Here is a 17,661-nt window from a genome sequence, read left to right on the forward strand (position 1 = left end):
GCTTTTTTGTGGGCGTCGATCAGCGCTCGCGCAGCGCTTCGCGGGCGCGGTTAAGCGGTTTGAGCAGGTAATCGAGCACCGTCTTGCGGCCGGTGCGGATATCCACCGTGGCCACCATGCCGGGCACGATCGAGAACTGCTTGCCGGCTTTATTTTCCAGATAGTCGCTGTCGGTGCGGATATAGACCCGGTAGTAGACGTTTTCCGGTTGGCGCTCGTCCTGCAGCGTATCCGGCGAGATGGTCACCACGCGCCCGCTGAGACCGCCGTAGATGGCGTAGTCGTAAGCGGTGATTTTCACCAGCGCTTCCTGGTCCGGGTGGATGAAGGCGATGTCGCGCGGTGAAATCTGCGCTTCGATCAACAGCCGGTCATCCAGCGGCACAATCTGCATCAACTGCCCATTGGGCGCGATCACGCCGCCGCGGGTGGTGATTTCGATGTCCTTCACAATGCCGCGCACCGGTGAACGCAGCGTCAGCCGCGTTAGCGAGTCGGTGCGGCCGCGCAGCACTGACGCCAGCGTTTCCACTTCGGCGCTGGCCTTGGACAGGTCCTCGCGCGCTTGCACCACGTACTGGGAGCGGGTGTCGGAGGCTTTCAAATCCAACTCCGAGCGCTGGCGCTCCAGCCGCAGCACTTCCATGTTGCTGGCGGCGCCGGTCTGCATCAGCCGGCGAGTGATGTCCAATTCTTGGCTGAGCAACTGCCGCGAGGCGCCAATGCCGGCCAGCGTCTCATCCAGTCTCCGGCGGCGGCTTTGGTAGAGCCGGGTTTCCTCGGCGATCAGCTCCGGATAGTCCTGCAGGCTGTCGGGAAAGGACAGCGCCTCGCCGCTAAGCTCAGCTTGCAGGCGGGCGCTGCGGGCTAGCGCGGCGCGGTAGCGGGCCGCGCTTTCGCCGACATCGGATTCGGTGCGGGTGGGGTCGAGCCGTGCCAGCACCTGGCCGGCTTCGACGATGTCGCCTTCGCGTACCATCAGTTCGGTGAGGATGCCGCCTTCCAGCGATTGGATCACCTGTTCGCGGGAGCTAGGCACTACCTTGCCGGAGCCGCTGGAGACTTCATCTAGCACCGCCCAAGCCGCCCAGATCAGGAACACCAGCAAGCCGCCGCCCGCCAGCAAGAGAATGCGCCGTGCCCGTTGCAGGGTGGCGAGGTCATCAAGGTCGTGGGCGATATCATGCATGGCGTTGGCCTCCGGACTGGCGCAGGGCCTGCAAGGCTTTTTCTTTCGGTGCGTCGAGCACGATCTTGCCGCCGTCCACCACCAAAATGCGCTGCGCCAGCCGCAGCGGTGCCAGCCGGTGGGTGGCGAAGATCAGTGTGCGACGGCCCAGCCATTGGTCGAGGCCGTCAAGGAACGCCGATTCAGTGTGTTCATCCAGCGCCGCGGTGGGTTCATCCAGCAGCAGCACATTCGGTTGGCGCAGCAGCAACCGCGCCAGCAGCACCGATTGGCGCTGGCCACCGGACAGGCCTGCGCCGCCTTCCATGATCGGGTAATCGAGCCCCTGCGGCAGGCTTTGTACCGCTGCCAAGGCGCCGCTGACGCGCAGTGCATCGAGCAGCTCGCTGTCGCTCACCTGCGGCGCGCCGAGCAGTAGGTTTTCGCGCAGCGTGCCGTGAAACAGGCGCGCGGTTTGCGTCAGCAGCGCCAGGTCGCGGTGGCGGTCGGCGGGATCGATCTGCATCAGTGGCACTTGGTCGAGCAGGGTGCGGCCATCGACTTGGTCGACATGACCGGCCAGCGCCGACAGCAGCGTCGACTTGCCGGCACCGTTGCGGCCGAGCACCGCAATGCGCTCGCCGGGCTTGATGTCCAGTTGCGCCACGTCCAACGCCACCGGCAGGTCCGGGTGGTGACGGAAGCGCGCATTGCGCAGCTCGAACTCGCCGCGCAGCACCGGGCGGTGCACCCGCTGTTCGGACGATTCCAGCGGCAGTTCCATAATCGCGTCCAGCGCCTGCAGCGACACCTTGGCCTGCTGCCAGCGGGTCAACACCTGGGTCAGTTGCGCCAGCGGCGCCAACATGCGCGAGGACAGGATGCTGGCGGCCACCAGCGCGCCGGAGGTCAGTTCGGCGTCGATCACCATCGGCGCGCCGAACACCAGCACAATGGCAAATACCGCGCCCTGCACCGTCTGGCTCCATTGCGTCAGCCAATGATTGAGGTGGCGCTGTTCCAGTGACGAGGCGGCGGTGGCGGCGTTGTAATGGTTCCACTGCTGCTGGAAGCGCTGTTCCGCTTGCAAGCTGCGGATGTCTTCCAAGCCCTGAATGCTTTCCACCAGCAGCGCGTTGCGCAGCGAGGACTCCCGCTGCGTGGCGCGCGCCTGTTCGGCTAGTCGTTTCTGCATCAGCAGCGGCGGGATCACCATCGCCAGCATGGCCACTAGCGGCACCCACACCAGCGGCCCGGCAATCAGCCCAAACACCACCAGGAACAGCAGGAAGAACGGCATGTCCACCAGCGCGCCGAGGGTGCTGGAGGTGATCAGCTCACGCACCTGCTCCAGTTCGCGGATCTGCGCGATGAAGCTGCCGGTGGAGGCCGGCCGCGCCGACAGCTTGAGCCGCAGGGCGTGGCCAAACACACGGTCGGAAATACGTAAATCGGCAGCTTTGCCGAGCAAATCCATAATGCGCCCGCGCACCAGCCGCATCGCCAGCGCCAGGCCCACTGCTAACGCCACACCGCTGAATAGCACCCACAGCGTGGGCAGCGATTGCGCCGGAATCACCCGGTCGTAGACCTGCATTGAAAACAAAATGGTGGCGAGGCTAAGCACGTTGGCGATCAGCGCCGCCAGCATCACATGCCCGTAGGGGCGCCAGTCCGGCAGGATCAGTCGCCGCAGCCAGTGCTCCTGCTTGGGTGCCAAGTAGGCATCGACGCGGCTGTCGCGCACGCCGGCAATTGGGCGTGCCACGGCCCAGCGCGCCAGGCCCAACATCAGGCTGTCGCGCGGTACTGGGGTGGCGAGGCCATCCTGCATGAAGCGCACCGACAGCAGTCCGTCGTCGTTGAGGGCCTCGATCACGCCGACTTGGCCGTCGCGCATTTCCACCAAGATCGGCAGCGCCCACGCGGACAAGGCGTCATCGCGGATCGGCAGGAAACGCAGTTGCAGGCCGGCTTCGCGCGCGCACTGCGGCAGGGCGTCGGTGACCGACGGCGACCAGTGTGCTGCCAGTTTGACGGTTTCTGGTGACGGGTCAGTGCGGTAGTGCTGGGCCACGGCCAGGACCGCCGCCACCCATTGGTCGAGGCGGGTGTCGGCGGCTTCAGCGCCGGTGTCGGCGGCATCGCTCATGGTGTGATCTCCACACCCTGCAGCGATTGGCCATTGAGGCCAAAGGCGTCACGCAGGGTGCCACTGGCAAAGGCGCAGGAGAGCGCGAATTTCTGCAATTCCCCCTGCAGATTTTCCAGCGCCATGCGCGCTTGGTGGATGTCCTGTTCGGCGTTGAGCAGGTCCAGCAGGGGCCGGGTGCCGAGTTCCAGGTACTGCTGGCGGTACAGGTCGCGGGTTTGCAGGCTGAGTTGTTCACGCGCCTGCAGCAGCGCTTCCTGAGGGGCTAGCGTACGCCGTTGTTCGTCGGCTTCGCGCAGGGTTTGTCGGGCTTCTGTCAGCGCTTGGCGCAGGCCAGCATCGGATGCCGTCAGCGCGTGTTGAGCGGCCTTTTCCTGGGCACGCAAACTGCCGCCCTGGTAGAGCGGCATGTTCATGTTCAGGAACAGGCTGTAGTCGGTGCGATCAGAATCCACGCCCCCCATGCGCGGTAGATCGTCGACATAATGGGACACGCTGGGATCGAGCGTCAAAGTCGGCCGGCGCTGGGCGCGGGCGAGATCCAGTTCGGCTTCGGCATGGGCGCGCTCGGCGCGCGCCATCAGCAGGGCCGGCACTGCTTGGCGCTCCAGATCATCGGGGCTGCAGGACTGGCCCAGATCAGCAGGCAGCCGGTCTTCGATGCGGCGCGGCCCCTGGGCACCCACCAAGGTGCCGAGGCGCGCCTCCCAGCGTGCCCGCTGGGCAGCGTGGTCGAGCACTTGGGCGCGGGCCACTTCCACGCGCTGCTGGGACTGGATCGCATCAGACAGGCTGCTGGCGCCTTGCTGGTGACGGCGCTCCACCAGCCCGGCCACCGCCGCCAGCCCTTGGTATTGCTCGCGGGCCAGTTGCTCCAAACGCCATTGGCGGCGCGCTTCCAGTGCTGCTTCGGCGGTTTGCAGGGCAATGTCGTCCACCGTCAGCAGCAGGCGCGCCTGCTGGGCGAGGCTGGCGGCTTCGGCAGAGCGCACGGCACTGGAAACTTTGCCGAAGTCGTACAGCATCTGTGACACCGACAGTACCAGCTCTGGGTACACCCCGGCGTCATCGTAGCGGCGTTCATAACCGCTGCGCAGACCACCGTTAACCTGCGGGTAATAACCGGCGCGCGCGGCACTGCGGGCTTGCAGCTGTTGCTGCACCAGCGCTGCTTGGCGGCCAATAGTGGGGTGCCAGGACACCGCACGCTGAACCGCGGCGACCGCCGTCAGCGACGCAATGGGCTCGGGTTCTGGCAGGACATCAGCGGAGACCGCAGGCGGCAGCAGGGCAGCCAGCAGCACCGTGCAGCGAAGACGGGAGAGAGCAAACATGATCACCTGCTGAAGGTCGGGCAAGGACAAGCCGCCCGCCGGCCCCGGTGGGCGGCGGCCATGGTGCAGGGAGACGATGGGCAGCGCCGGGGCGGACCCCGGCACTGCCATCAGAGCATCAGACCAGTACCCCCAGGTCCTGATCGTTGTCTTCCAGCCGATCGGCAAGGTACAGCGCCGTGTCGGGTTCGGGAAGTACCGCTGCGCTGCTGCCGGCCGCATCGGCCAGGACATCGCCGTTCCAGCTGAGGCTTTCTTCCTGCGGCAAGCTGACCAGATCGGACAGGTCCGGCAGCGCGTCGGCAGCGGTGGTGCTGCTGTTGTCGTCGGCGCTGGCCTGGCTCTGCTGCACGCCGTGATCATCGCTGATGGCGGGGGAGCCATCGTCGGTGGTCACGTTGGGCAGGATCTTGCCGTTCGGTGCATCGTGGCTGACGGTGACGGTCAGCGTGGCGCTGCTGGTGGTGCCGATTTTGGAGGTCAGCGTGTAGTCGAAGCTGTCCTCGCCGTAGCCGGTGCCGTTCGGCTTGTAGCGGTAGGTGCCGTTCTCGTACACGGTCAAGGTGCCGTACTGGCCTTCCAACGTCAGTGACTCGCCGCTGCCGCCGATACCACCGGCCACCACCATGGTCTTGCCTTCAATGGTCACGGAGCCCAGTTCTTCGATGCCGAGATCATTGCCGTACAGGTTGCCGCTCACATCCGGCAGCGTCTTTTCCACGTATTCGTCGTGGTAAGTGGTGGTCACCTTCATGCCTTGGAAGCGCAGGCGCACGATGGTGGCCGACACGCCGCTGGTGGACAGGTCGAGGCGGTAGCTGCCGGCAGCCAGGCCATCGGTGGTGATGTCCAGCGTCAGCTTGGCGTTCTCGCCCTTGCCCTTGGCTTGGTCGGTGTAGACCACCGTTTCCACGCCATTCTCGTCGATGTGGATCAGCTTGTAGGTCAGGGTGGTTTCACCCAGGCCTTGCACCCGCGCCGACACGTGCATGTTGATGTGCGTGGTCTGGTCGCCTTCGTGAATTTCGAAGGTGCCGGCGGTCTTGGTCTGGCCCTTGCCGATGCCGGAACCCCACGACTCATCGCCGCTGTTCTGCTCCACCACCAATTTTTCCATCGGTACTTCGATACCGCGCACGTCATCGGTGGCGTGCAGTACGTCCACTTTCACCTTCAGTGCGCCGACGCTGGTGCTGCCGTCGGCATGGCGCAGAGTGTAGCTGAAGCTGTCGACCTTGCCGTACGGCAGTGGCTCACCGGCCGTCACTGGCTTGATGGTGTAGGTGTAGCTGCCGTCAGCGTTGATCTCCAGCGTGCCGTATTCGCCGTCCACGGTGAGGGTGCCGTTGGCGCCCATCTTGGTGCCGTCGACGCGGATCACTTGGCTGTCGTCGTTGTCGTTAACGTCGCCGGACACTTCACCTTCCAGCGTGCTCGGATTGTTGTAGTCGTAGACCTTCTCCGAGCCCGCCTTGACGCCCACCGTGGTGCCGGTCAGCAGTGACAGGCCGCGCACGTGGCGCAGGGCCACCGCGTAGGAGCCTTCGGTGAAGCCCAGTGACAGTTCGCTGGACACGCCACCCAGCAGCGGGATGTCGAGCCAGCCGTTTTGCACGTGGTATTCCACGTACTTGCCGAGCTTCTCGTCGTAGCGGTAGATCACCAAGTCGTACAGGCTGGCCACCGCCACACCGCCGCCATTGGCGAACAGCGTCAGTTCATGGAAAGTGTTTTCGCCCACATCGAACTTGAGCGAGTTTTTCAGCGTCAGGGCGTCGGCACCGAGGATCGGGCCGAGACCCGCTTTGAGCACGCCGAAGTCGGTTTTGCTGCCAATCGCATTGGCCGGCGCACCGGCGCTCGGTACCACGTCCACCACCACGACCGCATCGGCTTCAATGGCGTCGCTCTGGTCGCCACGGCCGAGGGTGATTTCCAGTTCCGCGGTGGCCTGGTCGCTGCCATTGGGCGCGGTCACGGTGTAGGTGAATACGTCCTTCACGCCGTACTGCGGGTTGTCCTTGAACTCCGGCTTGAGCACGTATTCGTAGCTGCCGTCGGCGTGCAGGGTCAGGGTGCCGTATTGGCCTTCAATCACCGCCGGGGTGGTGTCGGTGACCGGCTGGCCGTCCACGGCGGTGACCACCGAGCCGTCCGGCACATCGTCCATGCCGTGGTTGGGGTCCGCGTCGGTGATGACGTTGCCGAGCGCCTGGCCACTGGCTTCCAGCGGCTTGCTGTAGTCAAACACCACATCCGAAACGGTGCGCAAGGTGTAACCGGTGAGCACGCTGATACCGGCTTTGGCGCCGACCAGGAACATGTACTTGCCCGGCTCCAGCGTCATGCTGAGCTCATTGGACGCACCGCCGAGCAGGTACACCTTGAGGAAGTTGCTGTCGACGCGCACTTGGTGCCACTGGCCGTCGGATTCGTTGAACTTGTAGGTGAACAGGTCGAAGAAGCTCAGGATCGACACGCCACCGCCACCCGCTTTCAGGGTGATCTGGCGCACCGTGTCTTCCGCCACTTCCAGCTGCAGCGTATTGCCGAGGTCCACCGCGGCCAGGTCCAGGATGCCCAAGCCCAGGTTGGCGACCACGAACGAGGTCTTGCTGGAGAGGCCACCGTCGTAGCTGCTCGGCACCACATCCACCGGCAGGGTGACGGCGTTGTTGGCGGCCGAGATTTCGTAGTGGGCCAGCACCAGGGCCGGATCGGACACGTTGCCGGCGTCGTCGGTGAGCTCCACCGACAGTTGTTCACCGCCGGTCTGCGGCGGATCCAGCGGGATGCTGAAATCGCCGTTGGCGTCGACCACGCCGGTCGCAATTTCATTGCCGTCGGCGTCCTTCACGGTGACGGCGGCGCCCGGTTCGCCCTTGCCAGTCAGCTGCTCGCCGTCCACCGATACTTTCAGGTCGGTGGCGGGATCTGGCGGGGTCAGGTCCGGGGCCACGGTGCTGGCATCCGGAGAGTCGTTGCCGGCGTCATCGGTGAGCACCACGTCCAACTGCTCGCCGTTGGTTTGCGGCGGCGTCAGCTCCAGATCGAAGTTACCGTTCGGATCTACCGGACCGGTGGCGACGATAGTGCCGTCTTGGTCGCGCACGGTGACGGTGGTGCCCGGCTCACCGGTACCGGTGATGCGGGTGCCGTCAGCATTCACTTCCACATCTTCGGCGGCTTCCGGCGGCGTGGTGTCGGGCGCGTCCACTTGCGCCGGCAGTGATTCGCCGGTGGCGTCGGACAGCACCACATCCAGGGTTTCGCCATTGGTCTGGGGCGGTGACAGCGTCACGGTGAAATCACCGTTGTTGTCCACGGTGCCGGTGCCGAGCACGTTGCCGTCGGCATCGGTGACGGTCACATCTGAGTTGGGGCGGCCTTTACCGGTCAGTTCAGCGCCGTCTGCGCTGACATCCAGGTCAGTCGGACGCGGCGGTGCGCCGTCGGTGGGCGCCAGCGCCTGACCCGGCTCGGACACGTTGCCGGCGGCGTCGGTGAGCGTCACATCCAGTGTTTGGCCGAGGATCTGTGCCGGCGCCAGCGTGACCGAGAACTTGCCGTCGGTGCCAACGTTGCCGGTACCGATGACATCGCCCGCGGCGTTGGTCACGGTCACCGAGGCACCGGGTTCGCCCTTGCCGGTCAGTTCGGTGCCGTCATCGTTCACTTTCAGATCGGTGGGTTTGGCCGGTGGCGTGGTGTCATTGGCGGAGACCGGTACCGCCGGCGACTCGTTGTCGGCGGCGTCCACCAGGCTCACGTCCACGGTTTCACCGTTGGTCAGCGGCGGGTTCACCGGCACCGTGAAGGTGCCGTCGGCGTCTACCGTGCCGGTGGCGATCTGCTTGCCGGTGCTGTCCTTGATGGACACCTGGGTGTTCGGCTCGCCCTTGCCGGTGATGACATCGCCATCGTCGCTCAGCAGTACGTCAGTGGGCGCGTCCGGCGGGGTCAGGTCGGGAGCAGTGGCGGTGGTCGGGTCGGAGTCGTTGCCGGCGTCATCGGTGAGCACTACGTCGACGGTCTCGCCATCCACCAGCGGCGGGTTGATGCCCACGGTGAAGTTGCCGTTGTTGTCCACGGTGCCGCTGCCAAGGAGATTGCCGTCGCCATCGGTGATGGTGACGTCAGCGCCCGGCTCGCCCTTGCCGCTGACGGCGTCGCCGCCGGGGGAGAAGGTCACGTCGGTCGGCGCGTCCGGCGCGGTGGTGTCCGGGGCGGTGACCTGCACCGAGTCGGAGCTGTTGCCGGCATCATCTTTGAGCACCACGTCGACGGTCTCGCCGTCGGTCAGCGGCGGATCGAGGGTGACGTCGAAGTGACCGTCGTCGTCCACCGTGCCTTCGCCAACGACGTTGCCGTCGCCATCGGTGATCACCACCGTGGTGCCCGGCTCGCCGTCACCGGTGACGCTGCTGCCGTCGTCGCTGATGTCCACGTTGTCGGGCTTGGCCGGCGGCGTGATATCCGGCGCGCGGGTGTCGGTGGGGACCGAGGTCGGGGCGGTCGGCGCCACCTGCACCGTGAGCGGCTCGCCGTTCAGCTGTGCCGGGGACAGGGTGATCTCGAACTTGCCGTCCTGGCCGACGGTGCCGCGGCCCAGTTCAGTGCCGTCGGCGCCACGCACCACCACGTCGGCGCCGGGCTTGCCGTTGCCGCTGACGACCGACTCATGGGAGCCGTCGGCCTGCTCAACCGCCTTGGTTTTCACGTTGGTGGCCATGATCGGCGCGGTGACTTCCACGCGCGGGTCAGAGGTGTTGCCGGCGGCGTCGGTCTGCACCACTTCGATCACTTCGCCCTTGGTCAGCGGCGGCTGCACGACAATGGTGAAGGTGCCGTTGGCATTGACTTGGCCGACCGCCAGCACGTTGCCGTCCGGCCCGTAGATGGTGACGCCGGCGCCCGGCTCACCTTTGCCGCTGATTTGCGATTCGGCGTCGGTGCTGGTGATGGTGACGTCGGTGGGCTGGTCCGGTGCGGTAGTGTCCGGCGCCACTGCGGTGACCGGCAGCGAGCTGTTGCCGGCGTCATCGGTCAGCACCACGTCCACGGTTTCGCCGTTGGTCAGCGGCGGGTTCACCGGCACCGTGAAGGTGCCGTCGGCGTCCACAGTGCCGGTGGCAATGACGTCGCCGTTGCTGTCGTAGACGTCGACGGTGGCACCCGGCTCACCTTTGCCGGTGATGGCATCGCCGTCGTCACTGAAGGTCACGTCTTCAGCGGGCTTCGGCGGCGTGGTATCCACCGGCTTGCCCTTGCTGCTGCTACTGCTGCTACTACTGCCGGCGGCGACGCCCCCGGCGATCAGCAGGCCAGCCAGTAGCCACGGCCACCAGATAATGGCGCCGGCAGCAGCAGCGTCGTAGCCCAGGCTCTGGTGGCTGGTGGCGCCGTCGACCAGTTCTGCGGCCAGCGATTCGGTTTGGCCGTCCTGCGGAACGTAGGCGTAGGCCTTGCCGTCTTCGGAGACGCCGGTCAGTTCCGGCGGGTTCTCCAGTGCGTAGTAGTCGGTCAGCACCACGTCCGGCACGCCCTGTTTGTGCTGGGCGGCGGTTTCGTCGAAGAACACCTGCAGGTCATCGCCGCTGCGGCGGATCACCACTTGGTCGGGAGCGACTTGGGTGGTGGCATCGCGCAGCTCAACGGTCATGCCGGAGCGCGCTGGAACGGTGACAGTCTGGCCGCTGCCGGGACGGGCAACATGGCCGCTTTGTGCGCCGTTGGAAGTTTGGATGAGTACCTGGACCGGATTGCTCATGACTCGATTCCTTGCGTTTCAATCTGGGAGGGCCGGCGCTCTGGCGCCGGCCGCTGGATTAGTCAGGTGGCGGGACCTACTCAGCGCGTGGCGCTGTTGTCCTGCACACCCCACAGCTCAATGGCAACCCGACGGTCCGGCTGCAGGCAGCCGATCAGCTGCTGGCGCGGCAGGTAATCGGGGCAGTCGGACACCGGGTCACGCTTGCCGCGGCCAGAAACCTGTACGTTGCCGCTGACGCCCTGATTGCTCAGGTAGGCGGCCACGGTTTCGGCGCGCTGCTGTGACAGACGGTCGTTGAAGGCATCGCTGCCGAGGCGGTCGGTGTGGCCGACGATGTGGATGCGCTTGACCTGGATCGAGGAGCGGATGTCGCGCGCCAGTTCGTCAAGCGCGTCGCGGCCTTCCGGCAAGATGTCCTTCATGTCGGAGCTGCCGAAACGGAACAGGGCGTCGGCGCCGATGGCGACTTCACGCAGCAACACCGGCTCCGGCATCGGCTCCGGGATCTCTTCCAGCACCTGGCGCGGCGGCTCGCAGGAACGGGCCTGGCGATTGACCACGTGCGATTGACGCTCCAGCTTGCGCAGCGCTTTCTCGGCCTGCTCTTGGGACACCGTGTGCAGGTGGTATTGGCCCATGGCTTTGCTGAGGCGGTAGAACTGGGTGCCGCTCTCGTCCACCGGCAGACGGTGGCGGCTCGGCAGGAAGCCCGGCTGGCTGGGATCCACCCGTAGCTCAGCGGTCTCGCCGCAGAAGCGGGCGCTCAGGTATTGGCCCGGCAGCAGTGCGCCAAGCAGGCGCTCATCGCCCCACAACACCGGTGCCTGTTCGGTCTTGTCGCGCTTGTCGTCCCGGTAGATGACGATTTCGGCCCGTGCGTGGGCGGTCTCGGACACCGTGTTCGGGTGCCAGGACTGGGACGGTCCGCTCAGTTGTACCGGGGCCGAGGAGCACGCTCCCAGCAGAAGCATGGAGCCGGCTAGCAACGCGCCACAGCGCAGGCGGGAGCTGACGAGCAGGGACAAAGCGGTTGGCATGAAGTCACCCATTATCCAGATGGCAGAAAGTTGTCGATCGATCACGTGACAGGTCGCAGGTGCGGGAGCAGGGGGGAAATGGAGCAGCAGCAAACAAGGCCAAGCGGCAAGTGCAGCTCCGGTCGCGGCCTGGAACCGGCCAGCGTGGAGCGCAGAACAGCAAAATCGTCGACCCCCGTCCCGATCACCGACAGCCACGGCATCCGGGCGCATCCAAAAGCGCTCAAAAGGGCAAGCCGGACGCGATGGCGGGCGATGTCGGGGCCATGCTTGTCGGCGGCCGGATCAGAATCAATGGGGTGGTTACCAAAGGCCCCCGCACGATACAAATCAACAACAGATGCTGGTGCCTGGGCGGCGCTTTTAGCGACAGAAGCCGGCTTTTAGCGACAGCTTGCCAGCGCAGGCGGGCATGGCGGCGGGGTCAGTGGAGACCGGGGAAATCCAGCTGCCGCAGCACCTCGTAGCAGGCAATGGCGGCGGCGTTGGCGAGGTTGAGGCTGCGAGAATTGGGCTGCATCGGCAGCCGCACTCGCTGGGTATCTGGTAGTGCGGCCAGCAGCGCTGCTGGTAGACCACGGGTTTCCGGACCAAACAGCAGCACATCGCCGTGGCGGTAAGTCGGTTGGTGGTAATGGTGGTGGCCGTGGGTGGTGAACGCGAACAGGCGCCGTGCGCCGCACCAGTGCTGGAATGCGTCCCAGTGCTCATGCAACTGCAGTGCAGCTTGGTCGCGGTAATCGAGGCCGGCTCGGCGCAACAACTTGTCGTCGAGCGAGAAGCCGAGCGGGGCAATCAAGTGCAGGCGGCAGCCGATGTTGGCGGCCAAACGCATGAGGTTGCCGGTGTTGGGCGGGATTTCTGGCTGGTAGAGCGCCAGATGCAGGACGGCGGTCATCACTGACGGCGGGGCCGTGAGGCCCCGCCGGTATACCTTACTGGCGCGACGCGCGCTTGCGGTCGGACTCGTTGAGGATCTTCTTGCGCAGGCGGATGTGGTGCGGGGTTACTTCCACCAACTCATCGTCTTCAATGAAGTCGATCGCCTGTTCCAGTGACATGCGGATCGGCGGCGTCAGGATGATGTTCTCGTCGGAGCCGGAGGCGCGCACGTTGGTCAGCTGCTTGCCCTTGGTGGGGTTCACGACCAGGTCGTTATCGCGCGAGTGGATGCCGACGATCTGGCCTTCGTACACGTCCACGTTCGGGTCGACCATCAGCCGGCCGCGTTCCTGCAGGTTGAACAGCGAGAACGCCAGCACTTTGCCGGTGACGTTGGAGATCAGCACGCCGTTGTTGCGCTCGGCCACTGCACCGGGGCGGTACTCGCCGTAGTGGGAGAACACCGAGTTGAGGATGCCGGTGCCGGAGGTCAGCGTCATGAACAGCGAGCGGAAGCCGATCAGGCCGCGGGACGGCGCAATGTACTCCAGCCGCAGGCGGCCTTTGGCGTCCGGCGCCATGTTGGTCATTTCGCCACGACGCAAGCCCATCTGTTCCATGATCGGGCCCTGGTGCTCCTCTTCGATGTCGATGATGAGCTGCTCATAGGGCTCTTGCTTGGTGCCGTTTTCGTCTTCGCGCAGGATCACTTCTGGGCGGCCCACCGCCATTTCAAAGCCTTCGCGGCGCATGCTTTCGATCAGTACCGACAGGTGCAGTTCACCACGGCCGGACACCCGGAAGCGGTCCGGGCTGGAGGTGTCTTCCACGCGCAGCGCAACGTTGTGGCGCAGCTCTTCGGTCAGTCGGTCGCGGATGTTGCGCGAGGTCACGTACTTGCCGTCCTGGCCAGCAAACGGCGAGGTGTTGACGTGGAAGAACATGCTCACGGTCGGTTCATCGATGGTCAGCGGCGGCAGCGCCTCAACCTCGGTCGGGTCACACAGGGTGTCGGAAATCGCCAGCGGATCGAGGCCGGTGATGCAAACGATGTCACCGGCGGTGGCTTCCGGCACTTCGACGCGCTCCAGGCCATGGTGGCCCATCACCGTCAGTACCCGGCCGTTGCGTACCTTGCCGTCGGCACCTACTACTTTTACCGCGGTGTTGGTTTTCAGGCGGCCGCGCTTGATGCGGCCGACGCCGATCACGCCCACATAGCTGTTGTAGTCGAGCGAGGACACTTGCATCTGGAACGGACCGTCGATGTCCACGTCCGGGTGCGGGACGCGGTCAACGATGGTCTGGAACAGCGGCGTCATATCGTCGGCCAGGCTGTCGAGGCTGAGACCCGCGATGCCGTTCAGGGCGGAGGCATATACCACCGGGAAATCGAGTTGCTCATCGGTGGCACCGAGGCGGTCGAACAGGTCAAACACCTGGTCCATCACCCAATCCGGACGGGCGCCGGGCCGGTCCACTTTGTTGATCACCACGATCGGTTTCAGGCCGGCTTGGAACGCCTTTTGGGTCACGAAGCGGGTTTGCGGCATCGGGCCGTCCACCGCGTCCACCAGCAACAGTACGCAATCGACCATCGACATCACCCGTTCAACTTCGCCGCCGAAGTCGGCGTGCCCGGGGGTGTCGACGATGTTGATGCGGTAGTCACGCCAGCGGATGGCGGTGTTCTTCGCCAAGATGGTGATGCCCCGTTCCTTTTCGATATCGCCGGAATCCATCACTCGTTCCACCGGGGTGGCGCGTTCGTCAAAGGTTCCGGACTGCTGCAGGAGTTTGTCGACCAAGGTGGTCTTGCCATGGTCAACGTGGGCGATGATGGCGATGTTGCGAAGGCGTTCGATGCTCACAAAAGGTACCGGCTGTATAGAGAAATGGGGCGCGAGTATAGCACGGGCCGGTTCTGACACATCGTTGGCGCTAAATCGGGGGCCGACCGCCGCACAGTTTTACCAATCGGTACGATATTTTGCTGGCCTCCGGTTCTAAATGCCGGACCAATTTGCAACCCTTTCTGGCAGCGGCGGTCGAACGCCGCAATCCTGATCAGTACACTCTCACCCTTTCCTAAAACCCAAACGCTTTGGAACGGTACATGACTTTCCGACTCATCCTGGCCTCCGGGCTGGTGGCTTTGGCCTCCGGGACGGCGGCGGACTCGGTTCCGACCGGGCAGCACAAAACCATTTACGGCGTGCATGAACACGCGCGCATCAATGAGCTGGATCTGGGCCTGGAAGCCAAACTCGATACCGGTGCCGTCAGTGCGTCATTGAGCGCCTACGACATCGAGACCTTCGAGCGCGATGGCGAAGACTGGGTCCGTTTCCGGGTTGGCGTGAAATCCGCCGGTGACAAGGCGGTGGAGTTGCCGCTCGATCACACCGTGCGGATCCGGCGGCGAGTGCAGGATCTGCACCCGGAGGCCGAGAAGACCTATACTCAGCGCCCGGTGGTGTCCCTGACCCTGTGTGTCGGTGACCGGGCTGCCACCATGCGCGTCAACCTGACCGACCGCCGCAACTTCGATTTCCCGTTGCTGATTGGTTCTGAAGGCCTGGCGCAGCTCCACTCCATCATCGATCCCCAGCTGTCGTATTCCGTGGGCGCGCCGAGCTGCAATGCTGAGCCGGTCCGGGCGGCGCAGCAGGATCGCTCTTGAACCAGATTCAAACCGGCGGCCACCGGCACGTGGTCCCGGCGGGAGGGCCGCTATGCGCGGAGTGAAACTGCATGCGCTGATTCTGGCGCTGATACTGCTGGTGCTAGGCGCCGGCAGTGCCCTGTACCAGGTGTTTGTACTGAAAATCCCGGTCAGTGAAAGTGTCACCGATCCGGTCTGGGTAGTGGATGCCAGGGTACAGTTCCGCGCCACCGGCAATGCGCCGGTGAAGGTACAGATGTTCGTGCCGCCCGGCAGCGACCGCTACCTGGTGCTGAACGAGAGCTTTGTGTCGCACAACTACGGCGTCAACGTGAACAAAGTTGACGGCAACCGCCAGGTGACCTGGTCGGTGCGCCGCGCCCAGGGCGACCAAACCCTCTATTACCGCAAGGTGCTGTCGCAACGTTTCGGCGGCGAGTCGGTGGCCGGCGATGTGGGCCCGCAGTTCCGTGCCCGCCCGGCGCTGGAAGGCCCGGACAAGGTGGCGGCCGAAGCGCTGCTGGCGCCGATCCGCCAGCACTCCGCCGATGTCGATACCTTTATCAGTGAAACCATCCGCCGCGTGAACCAGCCGGACGATGAGAACGTGCGCCTGTTGCTGCACGGCGATGTGTCGATCGAAAATCGCGCGCGGGTGATCGAAACGCTGCTGGCGGCGGCCCACATCCCGGTGGAGCAGGTGCACACACTGCGGCTAATGCCCTCCCAGACCCAGACGCCGGAGCTGTGGCTGCGCAGCTTCAACGGCAGCCGCTGGACCTACTTCCACCCGGCCAACGGCAACCAGGGGCTGCCGCAGGACCGCATCGTCTGGTGGATTGGCGCCGGCAGCGTGGCGCAGAGCGAAGGCGCTAACCGCCCGCAGGTGTCGTTTGCGGTGGCACGTTCCGATGTCAGCGCCATCCAGCTGGCGCAAAGCTCCGAGCGCGTGCGCGAGAGCGCGCGGCTGAGCTTCTCGCTGTATGACCTGCCGGTGGCCACCCAGGAAGTGTTCCGGATCATGATGATGATCCCGCTCGGCGTGCTGTTGATCCTGTTGCTGCGCAACTTGGTCGGGCTGCAAACGCTGGGCACCTTTACTCCGGTGCTGGTGGCGTTGGCGTTCCGTGAAACCGATGTGCTGTGGGGCATCGTGATGTTCACCGTGATCACGGCACTGGGGCTGTCATTACGTTCCTACCTTGAGCATTTGCGGCTGCAGCTGCTGTCGCGACTGTCGGTGGTACTAACGTTCGTGGTGATCTTGATGGCGGTCATCAGTCTGTTCGGCCACAAGCTCGGCTGGGAGCGCGGTCTGTCAGTGGCGCTGTTCCCGATGGTGATCCTGACCATGGTGATCGAGCGGCTGTCGATCCAGTGGGAAGAGCGCGGCGCCATGAATGCGCTCAAGTCCGCCGTGGGCACCCTGATTGCGGCGACCTTCGCGCACTTGCTGATGACTTGGCCGCCGCTGGTGTACATCTGCTTCACCTTCCCCGGCGTGCTGCTGATGATGGCGTCGATCATGCTGGCGATGGGCCACTACCGCGGCTACCGGCTGACCGAACTGATGCGCTTCAAGGCGCTGACAGGGAAGGGCTGAACCATGCTGAAGACCTGGCGGGCGCTGCGTGAGCGCGGCGTGATGGGCATCAACCAGCGCAACGGCGATTATGTGCTGCGCTATAACCGGCGCGCGCTGTTCCCGCTGGTGGATGACAAGCTGCTGACCAAAGAACGGGCGATCACCGCCGGGCTGAGCGTGCCGGAGCTGTACGCCATGGTCGACAGCGAGTCGGCGATTGCCGACCTCGGCGCCAAACTGGCCGGGCGCAAGGACTTCGTCATCAAGCCGGCGCAGGGCGCCGGCGGTGACGGCATTTTGGTGATTACCGACCGGTTCGAGGATTACTACCGCACCGCTTCCGGACGGCTGTTGTCGGCCGAGGAAGTGGACTATCACCTGTCCTGCATTCTGTCCGGCATTTATTCACTGGCTGGCGGCCGCGACCGTGCGCTGGTGGAATACCGCGTCACCCCGGATGCGGTGTTCAGTGCCATCAGTTACGAAGGGGTGCCGGACATCCGCATCATTGTGCTGTGTGGTTACCCAGTGATGGCGATGTTGCGACTGCCAACCCGGCAATCCCAGGGCAAGGCCAACCTGCACCAGGGCGCCATCGGCGTCGGGGTCGATCTGGCCACCGGCATCACCCTTGACGGCACTTGGCATAACCGCAAGATCAGCCGCCACCCGGATACCGCCAACCCGGTGGCCGGCGTGCAGCTGCCGCACTGGCAGCAGTTCATGGACATTGCCGCCGGCTGCTACGAGCTCACCGGGCTTGGCTACTTGGGCGTCGACCTGGTGCTCGACAAGGATCTGGGGCCGATGATGCTGGAGCTGAACGCGCGCCCTGGCCTCAACATCCAGATTGCCAACGACTCCGGCCTTGCCAAGCGCTGCGCGCTGGTAGAGCGCCACATTGACCAGCTGCAGGCCACCGGCCGCTCGGAAACGGTGGAAGAACGGCTGGCGTTCAGCCAGCAGAAGTTCGCCACCGGCCCGCTGGTACCTGCCTGAGCAGGCATCAGCGGGGGCGCAGCAGCGCAACTCTTTGCTATACTGCGCCGCCTCACGCACGGCGCA

10 protein-coding genes are annotated in these 17,661 nt (G+C 65.0%); 3 read left to right on the forward strand and 7 right to left on the reverse strand.

Features of this window, described 5'->3' with window-relative positions:
- Nucleotides 1-19: 19 nt before the first annotated feature.
- The 7 genes from AB5I84_RS12295 to typA all read right to left on the reverse strand — a co-directional run bounded on the left by AB5I84_RS12295 (nucleotide 20) and on the right by typA (nucleotide 14,217).
- Entirely contained in the window at nucleotides 20-1,189 is a 1,170-nt protein-coding gene (locus AB5I84_RS12295; RefSeq protein ID WP_369456202.1) for an HlyD family type I secretion periplasmic adaptor subunit, read from the reverse strand.
- Nucleotides 1,182-3,320, reverse strand: coding sequence for a type I secretion system permease/ATPase (locus AB5I84_RS12300; protein ID WP_369456203.1), 2,139 nt, complete (start codon nucleotides 3,318-3,320; stop codon nucleotides 1,182-1,184). The genes AB5I84_RS12295 and AB5I84_RS12300 overlap by 8 nt, the downstream gene beginning before the upstream one ends.
- Entirely contained in the window at nucleotides 3,317-4,654 is a 1,338-nt protein-coding gene (locus AB5I84_RS12305) for a TolC family outer membrane protein (RefSeq protein WP_369456204.1), read from the reverse strand. The genes AB5I84_RS12300 and AB5I84_RS12305 overlap by 4 nt, the downstream gene beginning before the upstream one ends.
- Before the next feature lie 118 nt (nucleotides 4,655-4,772).
- Entirely contained in the window at nucleotides 4,773-10,424 is a 5,652-nt protein-coding gene (locus AB5I84_RS12310; RefSeq protein ID WP_369456205.1) for a BapA/Bap/LapF family large adhesin, read from the reverse strand.
- An 80-nt stretch (nucleotides 10,425-10,504) separates the two neighbouring features.
- Entirely contained in the window at nucleotides 10,505-11,398 is an 894-nt protein-coding gene (locus AB5I84_RS12315) for an OmpA family protein (protein ID WP_369456206.1), read from the reverse strand.
- 490 nt (nucleotides 11,399-11,888) lie between these two features.
- Nucleotides 11,889-12,362, reverse strand: a complete 474-nt coding sequence (locus AB5I84_RS12320; RefSeq protein WP_369456207.1) for a tRNA (cytidine(34)-2'-O)-methyltransferase — start codon at nucleotides 12,360-12,362, stop codon at nucleotides 11,889-11,891.
- 37 nt (nucleotides 12,363-12,399) lie between these two features.
- Nucleotides 12,400-14,217: a translational GTPase TypA gene (gene typA, locus AB5I84_RS12325; protein WP_369456208.1), complete on the reverse strand. Its 1,818-nt coding sequence runs from the start codon at nucleotides 14,215-14,217 to the stop codon at nucleotides 12,400-12,402.
- 245 nt (nucleotides 14,218-14,462) lie between these two features.
- Between typA and AB5I84_RS12330 the strand changes: the two genes are divergently transcribed.
- The 3 genes from AB5I84_RS12330 to AB5I84_RS12340 are packed head-to-tail and all read left to right on the forward strand — an operon-like array spanning nucleotide 14,463 to nucleotide 17,595.
- Entirely contained in the window at nucleotides 14,463-15,029 is a 567-nt protein-coding gene (locus tag AB5I84_RS12330; RefSeq protein ID WP_369456209.1) for an ATP-dependent zinc protease family protein, read from the forward strand.
- A gap of 52 nt (nucleotides 15,030-15,081) precedes the next feature.
- Nucleotides 15,082-16,614 (forward strand): UUP1 family membrane protein, encoded by a 1,533-nt coding sequence (locus tag AB5I84_RS12335; protein ID WP_369456210.1) that lies wholly within the window; start codon nucleotides 15,082-15,084, stop codon nucleotides 16,612-16,614.
- Nucleotides 16,615-16,617: 3 nt separating this feature from the next.
- Nucleotides 16,618-17,595, forward strand: a complete 978-nt coding sequence (locus AB5I84_RS12340) for an alpha-L-glutamate ligase-like protein (protein WP_369456211.1) — start codon at nucleotides 16,618-16,620, stop codon at nucleotides 17,593-17,595.
- Nucleotides 17,596-17,661: the final 66 nt, after the last annotated feature.

Source organism: Alcanivorax sp. REN37, assembly GCF_041102775.1.
Classification (GTDB): domain Bacteria; phylum Pseudomonadota; class Gammaproteobacteria; order Pseudomonadales; family Alcanivoracaceae; genus Isoalcanivorax; species Isoalcanivorax beigongshangi.